The sequence below is a fragment of the Prochlorococcus marinus str. MIT 9313 genome (assembly GCF_000011485.1).
In the GTDB taxonomy this organism is placed as follows: domain Bacteria; phylum Cyanobacteriota; class Cyanobacteriia; order PCC-6307; family Cyanobiaceae; genus Prochlorococcus; species Prochlorococcus marinus_D.
Genome location: NC_005071.1, coordinates 2,051,902 through 2,066,996 on the forward strand (window position 1 = coordinate 2,051,902; position 15,095 = coordinate 2,066,996).

Sequence of the window (15,095 nt, forward strand, 5' to 3'; positions counted from 1 at the left end):
TTATGTGATCCTTAAAACATTCATGCCCCGTCTCGCACGGGGTATTTTTTTATTAGCAGCAAGATCAGCAATCTTGAGCAGTGGTGTTCCGTTTTCCAGCCGAGTCGTCGCTGATCAAGTCGGCGGCGTTCCACTGCCTGATCAACCCCTCCAGGATTTGGAAATTAAAAACTCCAGGAAGCTTTACACAAGGTGTTCCAGCCGTCCTCGACGATTTAGAACACATGAAGGCTGGAGCCCCTCGGAGTCGTTGCCACCTTCTAATCCAAAGATGTTGTTAACAACTAGCCGCACGAACAGTTTTCTCAAGATTTATTGAAAAGGAGCATCTCAGCCTCTGCTGGCCACCAGCTTCGATCTCCAACTTGCGATCACCACTAATCAATGCCTCCCGCGGACCAGTCCAAGGTTCAAGGCATAACATCTGCCGCGGCGGATCAGTCCACACAACAGTGAGATCCATGGGATTCTCATGCTGAAGCTGCAGAGATCTCCCAGAGGCTTCATCCACAAGGGTGACTGGCCCCGCAGGGCGAGTCAAGAAGTCCACCCCCTCAGTTAAAGCTGCCAATTGGATGGCGGTTTCAGCTTCTGCCATCTGCAAATGATTGAGACATGAATTTGGCAAGCCTTCGAGGCGAACCTTGTTCAAATCAGTCACCTTGAAATAAGGGTGTAAACCAAAACTGAAGGGCATCGCACTTTGACTACGGTTATGTACATTTACGTCGATCTCTAAAGCATTGCGAATAGGGCGCACCACCATCTCAAGCAAAAAAGAAAATGGATAAGCAGCACGCGTCTCTTCACTATCAACAAAGCTAAGCTTCACGCCACTGTGATCTTCTAATAACTGTAATTCCCAAGGCTGATCCCTAGCAAAACCATGCTGTTTAAGAATGAACTCACCACTTGGCAAGGGTAATAAATCACCTGGCAGGTTTCCGCAGATGGGAAACAACACTGGAATGCCTCCGCGAATACTTTTCTCTGGATCTGCAAAACGCTCCTGATCCAAATAGAGCAGCTCATGGCCGTTACAACACCAATCAGTGACTAAACCACCTCGCTCAGGCACAATCCGCAAACGATCACCACTTTCTGGGTGCAGATACTGCCAATGAGGATAGGGACTCTGCTTGCGTAGAAGAGGAGAACTATCGCCGTCAATCATTCCTAATTTAAGCAATACTCAAACCATTTAGCCACTCCAGTAATTCAGAATTCACCAAGTCAGGCACCTCATCATGAGGGCAATGTCCAGCATTTAAAAGCACCTCTTTCACTTCCAAAGAAGCTTCTCTGGCATATGTGCGAAACTTATCTTGCTTGGCTTTTGCATTCCTCAACCAAGGATCACCATCACCCCAGAGCAATAAAAGAGGAGCTTGCAAGTCATTGAACAATTCATCAATAGCCTTACCCCTAAGCCCACGTGCCTGAAAAACATTGCGAAACACTTGGAATGCGCCTGGATCGAGAGAAGGCCTACGAATCGACTCAATTAGATCATCATCAACATTGGCAGGGTCTATATAAACCTGCTGGAGAGTCCTGCGAATGACACCAGGCCTGCGCAGATTCTCAAAGATCATTCTCTGGATCAAGGGATATATCAACCACTTCACCACAAGATCCCTTGAAAGACCTTGCCCAATCATCTGGCGAAGCCTCGAACTCATGTCTTTTGGTTTTGGAGAAAACTTCTCATCGCTGAAATAACCAGCAGCATTCAGTAAAACCACTCCGGCCGATTGCGATTCAAGAGCAGCAGCTGCAGCCAAGGCTGCATAACCTCCCAGCGAATTGCCAACAATCACAGTGGGCCTTCCAATCCGCTCATTGACATATGCAACCAACTGGTCTTTCCAAAGGTCCCCGCCATAATCGAGCCCACCAGGTTTGGCACTACGACCAAAGCCAAGCAGGTCTATGGCATGCACCTCATGGGTGAGAGAAAGCTTTGGAATGTTGTGGCGCCAGTGATCGGTAGAAGCCCCGAAGCCATGCACCAACAACAATGCCGGCCGTTGGCGTCCCCCATGCTCAACATCCTGATCTGGGATGCGTTGTAAGCAATGAACATCGTGCCCCAGATGGCTCCAGGAAGCATTAAGAACGGCAGATGGAGCTGACGTCACAACGGCGACGGTGGCGAAAGTTGATGGTAGGCAATTCTTTTACTTATCAGGGCTATGCAATCAAAAAAGCTGCACTAAACCAGGCCAACAGGATTGGCAGCAACGTCATCAGGGATGGAGTTGCCGCCTCCAGGCGTTTTGTCTTTAAGCACCAAACGCAAAAGCAACGGTGCAAGGAAGGTGGTGCTAATCACCATCAATAGAACGGCAGCTTCTAAAGAAGGAGAAAGCAGTCCGGCGCTTGTACCCAGCCCAAGAAAAATCAAACCAACTTCACCGCGAGGCATCATTCCAAGACCAACAACCAAACGATTGGTGGGTTTGTCAATCCAGAAAGCCCAACCAGCAGCAATCTTGCCCACAATCGCTACAACAACCAGGAATCCAGCCACAACGAGTGCAGAGCGGCTCGCAGGATCCAGAGGATTGATCACTGAAAGATCCATGCCAGCGCCAACCAAAACAAAGAAAATCGTGGCGAAGAGGGTCACGATCGGCAAAACCGACTGCTGAATCGCGTGATTGTTCTTCGAGCTGCTGAGGATCAATCCAGCGGCAAAGGCCCCCAAAGCGGCTTCCAAACCAATCGCCGTAGCGATAAAGCAACACAGCACAAGAATCACAAACGAGGCCACAACAACCGCTCCAGGCGCTTTAAGTCGGTCGATCACCCAATCAAAGGCTGGAGCCGCAGTACGGCTAAGCACGATTGCTAAGACCACAAACACTGTCGCTGCTACGACAAGTTTCACAATCGGGGCAATCTCGAGGTTGCCTCCTGTGGCCAAGGCCACAACAACAGCCAGGATCACAATGCCAAGGATGTCATCAAGCACAGCCGCACCAATCACGATCTGGCCCTCTCGCGTTTTGAGATAACCGAGTTCGCCAAACACACTGGCAGTGATGCCGATGCTGGTAGCAGTCATCGAAGCACCAGCAAAAATCGCCGGGATCAATTCCACCTGGAAGAGAGCCATCAAACCAAAGGTGCCTAAGGCAAAAGGCAGCACCACGCCAGCCATGGCCACTGTGAAGGCCTGGACTCCTACAGCGACCAACTCTTCCAACTCACTTTCCAACCCGGTGAGGAAAAGCAGGGCATACAAGCCGAGCGTGGCAACCGCTTGCAGAGAGGGGAAGGTTTCGTAATAGAGGTCTGGTACTGCCTCAGGAGGAATCGAGGCCAAAGCGCTGATCAGGCTGACCAAACCCTCATTCAAATGAGAATGAGTACTCGGCGGCACCAATAGATGCAAACCTGAGGCCCCGATCAGAACCCCTGCCAGCAGTTCGCCGACGATCGTAGGTAGATGCAAACGCACCAAAAGCTCAGCCAGAGTGCGTGCTGCAACAAAAATCAGCAGGAAATTCAGCACACCGATCAAAGTTTCAGCCACCTCCACGTCGTGGCTGCTCAGCACGGACAACACTGAATGCAAAACCATGGAGCCGGATTTCAGTCTTTGTGAGCGAGATTAAAGGAAAGGCAAATCCTGCTTTGGTGGGCTCAAAACGAAGCGTGAGGAGAACCTGCAGGTGTTGATGTGCGGTTGCTAGGGCAAACAAGCCGCACATCGCAGCTAACTTCCAGAGATTCCCCAGCTGGGTTCGATGGCCTAAACCCTTCGCCTCAAGAGGATGAGCATCCTCAACACACGTGACGAGGATGAACAAATCAATCACCTTGACACCTTTTGAGCTGCCGATTGGCCACTGACTCCTGCTACGCCTGATTACTCGTTCCCTTAATACCCCTTACAAGGAGAGCCTCCAGCCCTCCAACATTATTTTCTCTCCGCCGTCATGAGCAGCTCCCACCCCCTAGATCTACGCCTGCCCACTCCGGGGTGCTTCGCCGACCCTGAACGAGCCGGGCTGGATGCCGATGCTGTATTCGACGGCATGACAGAACATCTGTTCTTTACCCTCGGAAAACTTGCTCCCACAGCAAGTAACCATGACCTCTACATGGCCCTGAGTTATGCCGTGCGGGATCGGCTGATGACTCGCTACCTGGCAAGTCTTGAGGCAATCCGAGCCAGACCCCACAAGACGGTGGCCTATCTATCTGCTGAATTCCTCATCGGTCCGCAGCTGAACAGCAACCTGCTCAACCTTGGCATCTCGAAAGAAATCGCAGAGCAAGCTTTACGCCGCTTCCGGATCGAATCACTCGATCAGATCCTTGAGGTCGAGGAAGAGCCCGGTCTCGGCAATGGAGGTCTAGGCCGTCTTGCCGCCTGCTACATGGAATCACTGGCCAGCCTGCAGGTGCCAGCTATCGGCTATGGAATCCGCTACGAATTCGGCATCTTCAACCAGTTGATCCGAGATGGCTGGCAGGTAGAGGTCACAGACAAATGGCTCAAGGGTGGTTGGCCATGGGAACTCCCCCAACCCGAGGAGGCCTGCTTCGTAGGCTTTGGTGGTCGCACCGAGAGCTACACCGACGGCAAGGGCAACTACCGCTCACGCTGGATCCCCTCCGAGCATGCCATCGGAATTCCCCACGATGTGCCGGTCCTTGGCTATCGGGTCAACACCTGTAACCGCCTACGCCTCTGGCGAGCAGACGCGACTGAAAGCTTTGATTTCTACGCCTTCAACATCGGTGACTACTACGGCGCTGTGGAAGAAAAGGTTGGTTCAGAAACCCTTTCCAAGGTGCTCTATCCCAATGACGGCACCGATGAAGGACGCCGCCTGCGCCTCAAGCAGCAACACTTCTTTGTGAGCTGCTCACTCCAAGACATGCTGCGCAGTCTTGGAAACCGAGGCATTCCCATTGAAGAGTTCCCTAATCACTGGACCGTTCAGCTCAACGACACCCACCCGGCGATTGCGGTAGCAGAGCTGATGCGACTGCTCATTGATGAGCACTATCTGGATTGGGACACCGCCTGGGACATCACGACCCGCTCAGTCGCATACACCAACCACACGTTGTTGCCAGAAGCCCTAGAGAAGTGGGATCTCACTCGCTTTGCCAGCCTGCTGCCCCGCCACCTTGAGCTGATCTATGAGATCAACCGCCGCTTCCTACAACAGGTACGCCTGCGTTACCCAGGCAATGATGCGATCCAGAGAAAATTGTCGATCATCGATGAGGATGGTGGCAAGGCCGTGCGCATGGCGAACTTGGCCACCATTGCAGCCCATCATGTGAACGGTGTTGCGGCGTTGCACTCTGATCTTTTGAAGCGACAGCTGATGCCGGAATTCGCTGAGATCTGGCCGGAGAAATTCACCAATATCACGAATGGCGTCACGCCACGGCGCTGGGTAGCCCTTGCCAACCCAGCCCTCTCACGACTACTCGATGAACACGTTGGTCCTGAATGGATCACCAACATGGAATTACTCACCAAGCTGGAGGAGCGGCAACATGACACCGCCTTCCTAGAGCAATGGGGAGCAACCAAACTTTCGGTGAAGCGCAAACTTGCCGGTTACATCCATCGACAAACCGGTGTTCTGGTGGATCCTTCGAGCCTCTTCGATGTGCAGGTCAAACGAATCCATGAATACAAACGCCAACACCTCAATGCCCTGCAGGTGATCACCCACTACCTGCGCATCAAGAACGGCCAGGCCAATGGAATGGCTCCGCGCACCGTGATCTTTGGAGGCAAGGCAGCACCTGGCTACTACATGGCCAAACTGATCATCCGCTTCATCAATGGCATTGCCGAAACAATCAACGCTGATCCCGATATGGAGGGCCGCCTTCGGGTCGTTTTCCTACCTGACTACAACGTAAAACTCGCTGAGCAGATTTATCCCGCCTCAGACCTCTCCGAACAGGTCTCAACCGCAGGCAAGGAAGCTTCAGGCACCGGCAACATGAAGTTCGCGATGAACGGAGCTCTCACCATCGGCACCCTTGATGGTGCCAACGTTGAAATCCGTGAGCGAGTCGGCCCTGAGAACTTCTTCCTGTTTGGCAAAACCGAGACGGAAATCATGGAACTCCAAACCAAGGGCTATCGACCCAGGCAAATTGTTGAAACCTTGCCCGAGCTAGCGGAAGCCTTAAGGCTGATCGGCCTTGGCCATTTCAGCAACGGCGATGGAGAACTGTTCCGCCCCCTGCTCGACAACCTAACTGGCTTCGATCCATTCTTCGTATTAGCGGATTTCGCCGATTATCTGCGCGCCCAGGACGAGGTCAACCAAGCCTGGACCAACCGGAAACAATGGAACCGGATGTCACTGTTAAACACGGCAAGGACTGGCTTCTTCTCCTCAGACCGCTCAATCCAAGACTACTGTCAGACAATCTGGAAAGCTGAGCCCTTCCCTGTAGAAATTACCTGCGATGTGCCCTGAAGAATCAATAAACGATGGATTAGGAAAGCTAATTGCGATCAGGCAAATCAGGGGTCTGATGCAGAAGACGGTTGAGGCGAAGCCGATCTGCATTGAGAGGATCTGGAGCTAGTTCACCTGCAAGTTCTCGGAATTTCTGCTCAACAGCTTCTGGCACCTTCACATCAAAGATGCGTTCCATCAGGGCTTCGATGGAAAACAGGTGCGCATTGATGTTCTCCAAATCAGCGATCGATTGCTGGATTGCATCAGCTGGCTCTTCTCCCCCACTAACAGGAGTGGCGTGAGTATTAGCAGCCTCATTGGCTTGGGAGCCATATTGCTTCTGCAGATCTTCAAGAACACGACCAGAAAGTGTTCGAAAAGACTGCAAAGCAGCCCAATTGAGCTCCTGCTGATGACGCAAGGTAGGGCACTCACGAATCAGCCGATCATGCTCCCGGTAAAACCTTTGACAGTCCGGGCATTGACAGGGCTCTTCAGGCACCGCACTCCGTCTAGCTCAGATCCCATCATGCCATCTACTAAGCCGCAAGAGGAGGCTCGCTTGAAAAACTGCCCTGCCCCGAATCTGTATCGCCTGGAGCCGGCAAGGGAATCTCAATGGTGGACACCACCTGGATCACGTCGCGCAGTCGCATCGAATCAGCAAACCAACCCATCGCCTGCTCTGTATCACCTCGACGTTCAGCATCACTGGCCTGATCTTCATGAGCCTCAGCCAATAAAGCCAACCAACAGAGGCAGCGTGCCTGAACCACAGAGAGGTCCAGGTCCATGGGCTGTGAATTTGCAATGCTCTCGCTTTCCTGCTGCACAAGTAGCCGTAGCCGCAGATCGTGAAGCTGGGTCATGACGCCTGATCCACCGAATCAACACTAGCGAGAGCGTGGCATTTGCCTAGCCCACCAGATGTAGTACCGGCTACCGCGAACAGTTGGCAAAAAACGGGGCTGGCGGGACTCGAACCCACGACCTACGGTTTAGGAAACCGTCGCTCTATCCGGCTGAGCTACAGCCCCATCACAGGGAATTATGCCCTCAATGCATGATGGAAGCTGAAAGCAGGTGAGGTGTTCGCGATCAAGTTGTCATTGCCCTTGGCAAGACGAGCTTGGTTGAGGAAAGTCCGGGCTCCCCGATGGCCAGACTTGCTGGGTAATGCCCAGTGCGGGTGACCGTGAGGAGAGTGCCACAGAAAAACACCGCCGATGGCCTCATGGGGTTCTACTCCGGGCACAGGCAAGGGTGCAAAGGTGCGGTAAGAGCGCACCAGCAGCATCGAGAGGTGCTGGCTCGGTAAACCCCGGTTGGGAGCAAGGCCAAGGGGCGATGGCTGGCCATCTGCCACGTTCCACATAAATGCGCCGCTTGAGGCCGTCGGTAACGGCGGTCCTAGATAGATGAGCACCCACTGCTCTTGAGCAGTGAACAGAACCCGGCTTACGAACTGCTTTCACCCTCTTCCCTAACGCTGTTGATCAATCTGCAGAGAAGACCAGACAATCCATCCTTAGCGTGATGACTCATCGATCGAAGACGAAAACATCCCGAACAACCCCAAAAAACCTCTCTAACGAACGGGTCCAGCAACTACAAAACCTGCTGCAGAAACTCGCGCTGGTGGATCCTGCACGATCAAAAAGCTGCCCTGGAACTGAACCGAGAGGTCTAGCCGTTATCGATGAAGCACTGACGCACACCTCAGCTCAAGAAATCATCAACCACGAGCGCCTGGAATTCCTTGGCGACGCAGTTCTGCGGCTAGCCGCCTCGGAATATATCGATCGCCACTTCCCGCGCATGAATGTAGGCGAGCGCTCGGCATTAAGAGCTCACCTTGTGAGTGATCGCTGGCTAGCCGAAGTCGGTCAACGTATCGGCATCGAATCAGTACTCATCATCGGACCCATGGCTGCAGGGGATGCCTCTGCTAAACCCACCCTGCAGGCTGAAGCAACCGAAGCGTTGATTGGAGCGCTCTATGAGTGCTGGCAAAGCCTTGAGCCAATCCACCGCTGGCTCACACCTCACTGGCAAGAGGCAAGCAGTGCGGTGCTAACCGATCCTCATCGACTGAACAGCAAATCCGCGCTGCAGGAATGGAGCCAGGCAAGGGGGCTCGGGCTACCCCGCTACGAATGTGCAGAACGCAGCAAGCAACATGGAGATCCTCAACGTTATGTTTGCCAAGTTCATCTCGATGATCGGCCAATTGGAGAGGGTTGGGGAGGCTCCCGCCGCAATGCCGAGCAAGAGGCAGCTCGCCGCTCACTACAGGCACTCACCCAATCAGCCAACGACAACTCAAGCCGAACTGAACAGAAAGCCATGCTCCTGAAAGATGGAGATCAATCTCCTTGCTGACTAGAGAAAATCAGTGGCAGCAGTGAAGGGACTGCCAAAAACCTCAAGCCAGCAAAAGATGTTTCAGAGGGATCGTGACCAACTTGTCCCAGTTCCCCCCCTCAAACAAGACCGCAGCTCGATCTCCACTGATACGTTGCACACATCCGCTATAGCCGTTGTAGATCGAGCGAATCTCATTCACAACCACATTGGAACCAGGCAAGATCAGTGCTTCTACAGAGGCCATGAGATCAACTTTTGGCAGTCTTAGCGCCATTATCAGCAGACATGCTTTCTCCGCCCATGAACGGCGACGAAGACTGGCTCACCGTGGGAAAAGTGGTGGCCGCCCAAGGAATGCAAGGTGAACTACGCATCAACCCCAGCAGTGACTTCCCTGAACGCTTCACTCTTCCTGGTCAACGCTGGCTCAAAGAACGCAACGGTGAGCCACGACCTATTGAATTGCTGACTGGACGTCAACTACCTGGCAGGTCGCTCTATGTCGTGAAATTTGCTGGGGTGAACAATCGCAATGCGGCCGAAGCGCTTGTAGGCCAAAAACTACTGGTGCCTTCAAGTGATCGTCCTAGCCTGGCCGAAGGCGAGTTTCACCTGCTTGATTTAGTCGGCCTCGAAGCCCGTTTGCAAGCCGAAGGCCCTGCAATCGGTCATGTCATCGACCTCACCACCGCCGGGAACGACCTCCTCGAGATCGAATTACTGACAGGAAGGCGGGTTCTGGTTCCATTCGTAGAAGCCATCGTTCCAGAAGTGCAACTCAATCAAGGCTGGCTCCGACTCACCCCACCTCCTGGACTGCTAGAGCTCTAAGCAATCGACAGAAGCAAGATATCTAAGCGATTCTGGGAACACTGAAGTAGCAAACCGTGGCGACCCCCCCCCTGATTCCAGTAATCCTCTGTGGGGGAACAGGTACCCGCCTTTGGCCGCTGTCGCGCGCGAGCTACCCCAAGCAGTACTGGGCTCTAAGCGGCTCCAGTGAAGAAACGCTGCTTCAGCAAACACAACAAAGACTGAAAGGCATCGAGGGGCTTAGTGCGCCACTGCTGATCTGCAACGAAGAGCATCGCTTCATCGTGGCCGAGCAGATGCGCCAAATCGATGTGGAGCCCAATGCAATCCTGCTCGAGCCCATGGGTCGCAATACCGCTCCAGCAGTAACAGTGGCGGCACTGCAAGCCACAGAACGAGGCGAAGATCCGATCCTGCTAGTTCTGGCTGCAGACCATGTCATACGCAATGCAACCCAGTTCCGTCATATCATCGAAGCCGGGCGCATCCCCGCAGAAGCCGGGCGACTTGTGACCTTCGGCATCGTGCCCACCGCCCCTGAAACAGGTTACGGATATATCGAAGCAGCAGAATCATTCGGCAACGGTGAACCCAAAGCCGTACCCATTGCCAGGTTTGTGGAAAAACCTGATCGCATCGCCGCAGAGCAGTTCCTCGCAAATGGATGCTTCACCTGGAACAGTGGCATGTTTATGTTCAAAGCGAGCGCCATCCTGAGCGAGCTGGAGCGACTATCTCCCGAGGTGGTGAGCTGTTGCCGTGCTGCCCTGGAGCAGGAAGTGCCAGACCTCGACTTCTTGCGGCTGGAACGTGAAGCCTTCGCCAAATGTCCAAACGTTGCTATCGATGTCGCCGTCATGGAAAAAACTGAGCTGGGCACGGTGCTGCCTCTCGATGCTGGCTGGAGTGACGTGGGCAGCTGGAGTGCCCTATGGAACACCACTGATCGAGATCTGAACGGCAACGTTCTACGAGGTCATGTCATCGCTGAAAGCAGTCGAAATTGTTACCTACGTAGCGAACATCGCCTGGTGGTAGGCCTAGGAGTAGAAGACCTTGTTGTGGTTGAAACGGACGACGCAGTACTGATTGCCAACCGTAATCAAGCCCAGGACGTAAAAACGATTGTGAAGCAATTGGAGGCGGATGGAAGCCCGGAAGGCAAAGCTCACCGCAAGATCTATCGACCCTGGGGGCATTACACCTCTGTGGTGAAAGACAGTCGCTGGCAGGTCAAACATATCGAGTTAAAACCTGGTGCAAGCCTCTCACTACAAATGCACCATCACCGTGCTGAGCACTGGATCGTGGTCAAGGGAACCGCCTTAGTCGAAAAGGACGGAGACAAGCAATTGGTAGGAGAAAACCAGAGCACCTACATCCCTTTGGGCTGCAAACACAGACTCACCAATCCAGGACGAATGCCTATGGAATTGATTGAGGTACAAAGTGGCCCATACCTCTGTGAAGATGACATCGTGCGCTTTGAGGACCGCTACGGACGTAGTGAAAGCGTGATCGTCAATTGAGCTTGAGCTATTCCACCGTCACACTTTTGGCGAGATTGCGTGGCTGATCCACATCAAGACCCCTATGAGCTGCAATGTGATAGCTCAGTAGCTGTATCGGAACAAGCGTGAGCAAGGGGCTGATCCACTCGCTCACCTCAGGGACAGGAAGCAAAGCATCAAACAAGGCCGTATCCGGACACTCCGGCGCCACACCGATCAGCTTTGCATCACGCGCTTTCGCCTCCTGGGCATTGCTGAGCACCTTCTCAAAAACCACTCCAGGCATCGCAATCGAGACCACCGGCACACGCGCATCGAGCAAAGCAATCGGTCCATGCTTCATTTCCCCAGCTGGGTAGCCCTCTGCATGGATATAGCTGATCTCCTTAAGCTTGAGAGCTCCCTCAAGGGCAATGGGATAGTTGATGCCACGACCCAAAAAGATCACATCCTGAGTATCAGCGAAGCGGTTAGCTAAAACTTCGCAGCGTTGATCATGGAGCTCTACCAGCGAGCGCAGCTGATCCGGTAAAGCCCTTAGTTCGTCTTTGAGGCTGGCAATCTCACTCAATGAGCGCTGACGACGACGAGCAGCAAATGCCAGTGCAAGCCCATAGAAAGCCAACAACTGCCCCAAGAAGGTCTTTGTAGCTGCCACCCCCACTTCAATCCCTGCGCCGATGTCGAGAATGTATGGAACCTGACGAGTCAGGGAGCTTTCTGGCCGATTCGTGACCCCTAACTGGCGAGGGGCAAATGCAGGCTCCCCATGAGCCTGCCTACGTTGAGCATCCATCGTCAATGCCGCGAGAGTATCTGCGGTCTCCCCAGACTGAGTCACACCAATCGTGAGTGTGTGGGGTGCTAGTGGAGGCGGTGCATAGCGAAACTCACTTGCATAAAAGACAGAAGTGGGAATCCCCGCGAACTGCTCCAACAAATAGGCCCCTACAAGTGCCGCATGACGACTCGTGCCACAGGCCAAAATCTGAATTCGCTCTAGATCGGCATAAAAGGAATGATCCAAGGGCAAAGCCACAGGCTCATCAGACGAGAGATCTGGAGGCAAATGACGTGCTACCCACAGCTCCGCAGTCTCAGGCTGCTCGTGGATTTCCTTGAGCATGAAATGACGGAAGTGACGTTTATCGGCCACTTGATCACCGCCACTGAGCAGTGAAGGGCTTCGCTGCTGCCGTTCACCTTGTGCGTTGTAAAGCTCAATCCCCAAAGGCGTGAGCAAGGCCACCTCACCATCCTCCATAGGAAGAATCGTGCGCGTGAAGCCTGCCAAAGCTGGCGTATCACTTGCGCAGAGGAATTCACCTTCGCCAAGACCAATCAACAGCGGCGCCTGCTTGCGTGCAACGACAAGAGCACCTGGTACTTCCGCCCAAACCACTGCCAGGGCATAGGCACCCTTCAACTGGGGCAACACCCGTTGCACAGCTTCTAACAACATCCTTCCATTCACGACACGGTCCTGAACCTGCAGAGCACGAAGTTCAAGCGAGATGAGATGAGGAATGACTTCCGTATCTGTCTCTGAAACAAACCTCACCCCTTCAGCCTCAAGTGCCTCGCGGAGAGAACGGTGATTCTCGATAATGCCGTTCTGCACTACCGCCACAAGACCAGAGCCATCCCTATGGGGATGAGCATTGCGCTCTTCAGGTTTGCCATGGGTGGCCCAACGGGTGTGGCCGATACCGCAATGCCCTGGCGCACCCTTCTCTTCCACACATGCTGTGAGGTTTACCAGCTTTCCTTGAGCCCGCTGACAAGTGAGCCGACTGGAACCATCCTCAGCTAACAGTTCAACAGTGGCAAGACCAGCAGAGTCGTAACCGCGGTATTCGAGCTGCCTAAGCCCTTCTAACAGCAACGGGGCCGCCTCACGAGAGCCAATAACCGCAACGATTCCGCACATAAAAAAAGCCCGGCACCTGCCGGGCTGAGCTTATGGGGTAGATGCGCAAAACAGGGACAACTGAAACTGAGACGTTGAACTCAAATCAGTAAGCCAGGCCCATACTGCGCGTGGTCTCATCGCCTAAATAAACCCGAATGCTGAGGAAATGAGTGGGGCAAGCGGTTTCGCATCGCTTGCATCCCACACAATCTTCAGTGCGAGGAGATGCAGCTATCTGGCCGGATTTATGGCCATCCCAGGGAACCATCTCGAGAACATCGAGAGGGCATGCACGAACGCATTGAGTGCAACCAATGCATGTGTCGTAAATCTTGACAGCGTGAGACATGAGCCTGGTCCGGAACAAAAGGCTTGAAGTAACGGTAACTGGCAAGACTCCTAGTGAGACAAGTTCGACGTGTTGCCGTCACCGTTGTTAACCCCACTACCGCCAGCTCGTAGGATGCATCGTCCCGTCTTCACGGCTATGTCCCAGGAAGCGATCCTTGAGAAAGTCCGTTCAATCGTTACGGAGCAACTGAGTGTTGAGGCCGGCGAAGTGAAGCCAGAATCGAGTTTTCAGAACGACCTTGGTGCCGACTCCCTCGACACCGTGGAACTCGTGATGGCCCTCGAAGAGGCCTTTGATATCGAGATCCCAGACGAGGCGGCTGAGGGCATCACGACCGTCGGTGATGCCGTCAAGTACATCGAAGACAAGCAAGCCTGAGGATCGGCATGATGGAGGATCTCCATCGGGTTGTGATCACCGGTCTCGGAGCGGTCACACCGATTGGCAACACGGTCGCGGACTATTTAGAAGGGTTGAAGACAGCCAACAATGGCGTAGGCGCCATAAGCCTGTTTGACGCGTCAGCCCATGCATGTCGCTTTGCCGCAGAGGTCAAAGACTTTGACCCAACCGGTTTCCTCGAAGCGAAGGAATCAAAAAGATGGGATCGATTCAGCAAATTCGGTGTTGTAGCAGCCAAGCAGGCAGTTGCTGATGCCGGGCTAAGCATCGAAGAGGAAAATTCCTCCCGCATCGGGGTGATTATTGGTTCAGGTGTCGGTGGTCTGCTCACCATGGAGACCCAAGCCCACGTTTTGAATGAGAAAGGTCCCGGTCGGGTCAGCCCATTCACAGTGCCGATGATGATCCCCAACATGGCTACTGGGCTTGCCGCCATTGCGTTGGGGGCCAAAGGACCCAGCTCAGCAGTGGCCACAGCCTGTGCAGCTGGATCCAATGCCATCGGCGATGCCTTCCGGCTGCTGCAACTCGGCAAAGCGGATGTCATGGTGTGTGGTGGTGCAGAAGCAAGCATCACACCACTAGGTGTGGCTGGCTTCGCCAGTGCCAAGGCCCTCTCCTTCCGCAATGACGACCCCACCACGGCTAGCCGTCCGTTCGATGCAGAACGAGATGGATTCGTCATCGGTGAAGGCTCTGGCGTCCTGGTCCTTGAAACCCTTGAGCACGCCAAAAATCGCGATGCCACGATCCATGCTGAGATTGTGGGCTATGGCATGACCTGCGATGCCCACCACATCACTGCCCCAACCCCTGGCGGCGTTGGTGGTGCAGAAGCAATCCGCCTGGCCCTAAAAGACGGAAAGCTGGAGCCCACCAGCGTGGATTACATCAATGCCCATGGCACCAGTACTCCTGCCAATGACAGCAACGAAACAGCAGCCATCAAAAATGCTCTCGGCGAAAGGGCTTCTCAGATTCCTGTGAGCTCCACAAAATCCATGACGGGTCACCTTCTTGGTGGATCGGGCGGCATTGAAGCTGTGGCGTGCGTGCTTGCCCTTCAGCACGACATGGTGCCTCCCACAATTAATTACCTCAACCCAGATCCACAGTGTGATCTCGACTATGTCCCCAACATGGCCAGAGAACACAGATTAAGCGTGGTGCTCTCCAATTCCTTCGGCTTCGGCGGCCACAACGTCTGCCTCGCCTTCCGCCAAATGCCCTAAGCGGCTCTACCGCCTCCATCCTTCAGACTCCCTGCTATCCCATCTCAA

15 protein-coding genes, 1 tRNA gene and 1 other RNA gene are annotated in these 15,095 nt (G+C 53.8%); 7 read left to right on the plus strand and 10 right to left on the minus strand.

Annotation, left to right across the window (positions count from 1 at the left end; all coding sequences use genetic code 11):
* Positions 1–277: 277 nt before the first annotated feature.
* From AKG35_RS10335 to AKG35_RS10350, 4 genes are all read right to left on the minus strand, one after another.
* Positions 278–1,174, minus strand: coding sequence for a galactose mutarotase (locus AKG35_RS10335; RefSeq protein ID WP_011131307.1), 897 nt, complete (start codon positions 1,172–1,174; stop codon positions 278–280).
* 7 nt (positions 1,175–1,181) lie between these two features.
* The gene (locus tag AKG35_RS10340) at positions 1,182–2,141 is read right to left on the minus strand and encodes an alpha/beta fold hydrolase (protein ID WP_011131308.1); all 960 of its coding nucleotides are present in this window, start codon (positions 2,139–2,141) and stop codon (positions 1,182–1,184) included.
* 74 nt (positions 2,142–2,215) lie between these two features.
* On the minus strand, positions 2,216–3,589 hold the full coding sequence (locus AKG35_RS10345; protein ID WP_011131309.1) for a cation:proton antiporter: 1,374 nt from the start codon (positions 3,587–3,589) through the stop codon (positions 2,216–2,218).
* Positions 3,534–3,827, minus strand: coding sequence for a hypothetical protein (locus tag AKG35_RS10350; protein WP_011131310.1), 294 nt, complete (start codon positions 3,825–3,827; stop codon positions 3,534–3,536). Before AKG35_RS10350 ends, AKG35_RS10345 begins: the two co-directional genes overlap by 56 nt.
* Before the next feature lie 120 nt (positions 3,828–3,947).
* Here AKG35_RS10350 and AKG35_RS10355 point away from each other — a divergent pair, with 120 nt between their 5' ends.
* Complete coding sequence (locus tag AKG35_RS10355) at positions 3,948–6,473, plus strand: glycogen/starch/alpha-glucan phosphorylase (protein WP_011131311.1); 2,526 nt, start codon at positions 3,948–3,950, stop codon at positions 6,471–6,473.
* A gap of 28 nt (positions 6,474–6,501) precedes the next feature.
* On the opposite strand, the gene AKG35_RS10360 is transcribed toward AKG35_RS10355, so the two are convergent.
* From AKG35_RS10360 to AKG35_RS10370, 3 genes are all read right to left on the minus strand, one after another.
* The gene (locus AKG35_RS10360; RefSeq protein WP_011131312.1) at positions 6,502–6,960 is read right to left on the minus strand and encodes a hypothetical protein; all 459 of its coding nucleotides are present in this window, start codon (positions 6,958–6,960) and stop codon (positions 6,502–6,504) included.
* A gap of 37 nt (positions 6,961–6,997) precedes the next feature.
* The gene (locus AKG35_RS10365; protein ID WP_011131313.1) at positions 6,998–7,327 is read right to left on the minus strand and encodes a hypothetical protein; all 330 of its coding nucleotides are present in this window, start codon (positions 7,325–7,327) and stop codon (positions 6,998–7,000) included.
* Positions 7,328–7,421: 94 nt separating this feature from the next.
* A tRNA-Arg gene (locus tag AKG35_RS10370) sits at positions 7,422–7,495 on the minus strand.
* 38 nt (positions 7,496–7,533) lie between these two features.
* On the opposite strand from AKG35_RS10370, the gene rnpB reads away from it, so the two are divergent.
* Positions 7,534–7,935: RNase P RNA component class A (gene rnpB, locus AKG35_RS12130), an RNA gene on the plus strand.
* A gap of 59 nt (positions 7,936–7,994) precedes the next feature.
* Positions 7,995–8,840 (plus strand): ribonuclease III, encoded by an 846-nt coding sequence (gene rnc, locus AKG35_RS10380; RefSeq protein WP_011131314.1) that lies wholly within the window; start codon positions 7,995–7,997, stop codon positions 8,838–8,840.
* A 43-nt stretch (positions 8,841–8,883) separates the two neighbouring features.
* On the opposite strand, the gene AKG35_RS10385 is transcribed toward rnc, so the two are convergent.
* Entirely contained in the window at positions 8,884–9,069 is a 186-nt protein-coding gene (locus AKG35_RS10385; RefSeq protein WP_011131315.1) for an NAD(P)H dehydrogenase subunit NdhS, read from the minus strand.
* Positions 9,070–9,110: 41 nt separating this feature from the next.
* Between AKG35_RS10385 and rimM the strand changes: the two genes are divergently transcribed.
* Both rimM and AKG35_RS10395 read left to right on the plus strand, forming a co-directional pair.
* Positions 9,111–9,656 carry a ribosome maturation factor RimM gene (rimM, locus tag AKG35_RS10390; protein WP_011131316.1) on the plus strand — a complete coding sequence of 182 codons (546 nt, stop codon included), beginning with the start codon at positions 9,111–9,113 and terminating at the stop codon, positions 9,654–9,656.
* Positions 9,657–9,712: 56 nt separating this feature from the next.
* On the plus strand, positions 9,713–11,167 hold the full coding sequence (locus AKG35_RS10395) for a mannose-1-phosphate guanylyltransferase/mannose-6-phosphate isomerase (RefSeq protein WP_011131317.1): 1,455 nt from the start codon (positions 9,713–9,715) through the stop codon (positions 11,165–11,167).
* 7 nt (positions 11,168–11,174) lie between these two features.
* Here the strand turns inward: AKG35_RS10395 and glmS are convergent, their stop codons facing one another.
* Both glmS and psaC read right to left on the minus strand, forming a co-directional pair.
* Positions 11,175–13,079: a glutamine--fructose-6-phosphate transaminase (isomerizing) gene (gene glmS, locus AKG35_RS10400; protein ID WP_011131318.1), complete on the minus strand. Its 1,905-nt coding sequence runs from the start codon at positions 13,077–13,079 to the stop codon at positions 11,175–11,177.
* An 85-nt stretch (positions 13,080–13,164) separates the two neighbouring features.
* Positions 13,165–13,410, minus strand: coding sequence for a photosystem I iron-sulfur center protein PsaC (psaC, locus tag AKG35_RS10405; RefSeq protein ID WP_011131319.1), 246 nt, complete (start codon positions 13,408–13,410; stop codon positions 13,165–13,167).
* 138 nt (positions 13,411–13,548) lie between these two features.
* Between psaC and acpP the strand changes: the two genes are divergently transcribed.
* Together acpP and fabF are read left to right on the plus strand one after the other, a co-directional pair.
* Complete coding sequence (gene acpP / locus AKG35_RS10410; RefSeq protein ID WP_011131320.1) at positions 13,549–13,791, plus strand: acyl carrier protein; 243 nt, start codon at positions 13,549–13,551, stop codon at positions 13,789–13,791.
* Positions 13,792–13,799: 8 nt separating this feature from the next.
* Positions 13,800–15,047 (plus strand): beta-ketoacyl-ACP synthase II, encoded by a 1,248-nt coding sequence (gene fabF / locus AKG35_RS10415; RefSeq protein ID WP_011131321.1) that lies wholly within the window; start codon positions 13,800–13,802, stop codon positions 15,045–15,047.
* Positions 15,048–15,095: the final 48 nt, after the last annotated feature.

What these genes read in the sequence shown, in the direction of transcription:
- AKG35_RS10335 (WP_011131307.1), bottom strand. Translation starts at nt 1,174, where the DNA reads ATGATTGACGGCGATAGTTCTCCTCTTCTACGCAAGCAGAGTCCCTAT.
- AKG35_RS10345 (WP_011131309.1), bottom strand. Translation starts at nt 3,589, where the DNA reads ATGGTTTTGCATTCAGTGTTGTCCGTGCTGAGCAGCCACGACGTGGAG.
- AKG35_RS10355 (WP_011131311.1), top strand. Translation starts at nt 3,948, where the DNA reads ATGAGCAGCTCCCACCCCCTAGATCTACGCCTGCCCACTCCGGGGTGC.
- AKG35_RS10365 (WP_011131313.1), bottom strand. Translation starts at nt 7,327, where the DNA reads ATGACCCAGCTTCACGATCTGCGGCTACGGCTACTTGTGCAGCAGGAA.
- rnc (WP_011131314.1), top strand. Translation starts at nt 7,995, where the DNA reads ATGACTCATCGATCGAAGACGAAAACATCCCGAACAACCCCAAAAAAC.
- AKG35_RS10385 (WP_011131315.1), bottom strand. Translation starts at nt 9,069, where the DNA reads ATGGCCTCTGTAGAAGCACTGATCTTGCCTGGTTCCAATGTGGTTGTG.
- rimM (WP_011131316.1), top strand. Translation starts at nt 9,111, where the DNA reads ATGCTTTCTCCGCCCATGAACGGCGACGAAGACTGGCTCACCGTGGGA.
- glmS (WP_011131318.1), bottom strand. Translation starts at nt 13,079, where the DNA reads ATGTGCGGAATCGTTGCGGTTATTGGCTCTCGTGAGGCGGCCCCGTTG.
- psaC (WP_011131319.1), bottom strand. Translation starts at nt 13,410, where the DNA reads ATGTCTCACGCTGTCAAGATTTACGACACATGCATTGGTTGCACTCAA.
- acpP (WP_011131320.1), top strand. Translation starts at nt 13,549, where the DNA reads ATGTCCCAGGAAGCGATCCTTGAGAAAGTCCGTTCAATCGTTACGGAG.
- fabF (WP_011131321.1), top strand. Translation starts at nt 13,800, where the DNA reads ATGATGGAGGATCTCCATCGGGTTGTGATCACCGGTCTCGGAGCGGTC.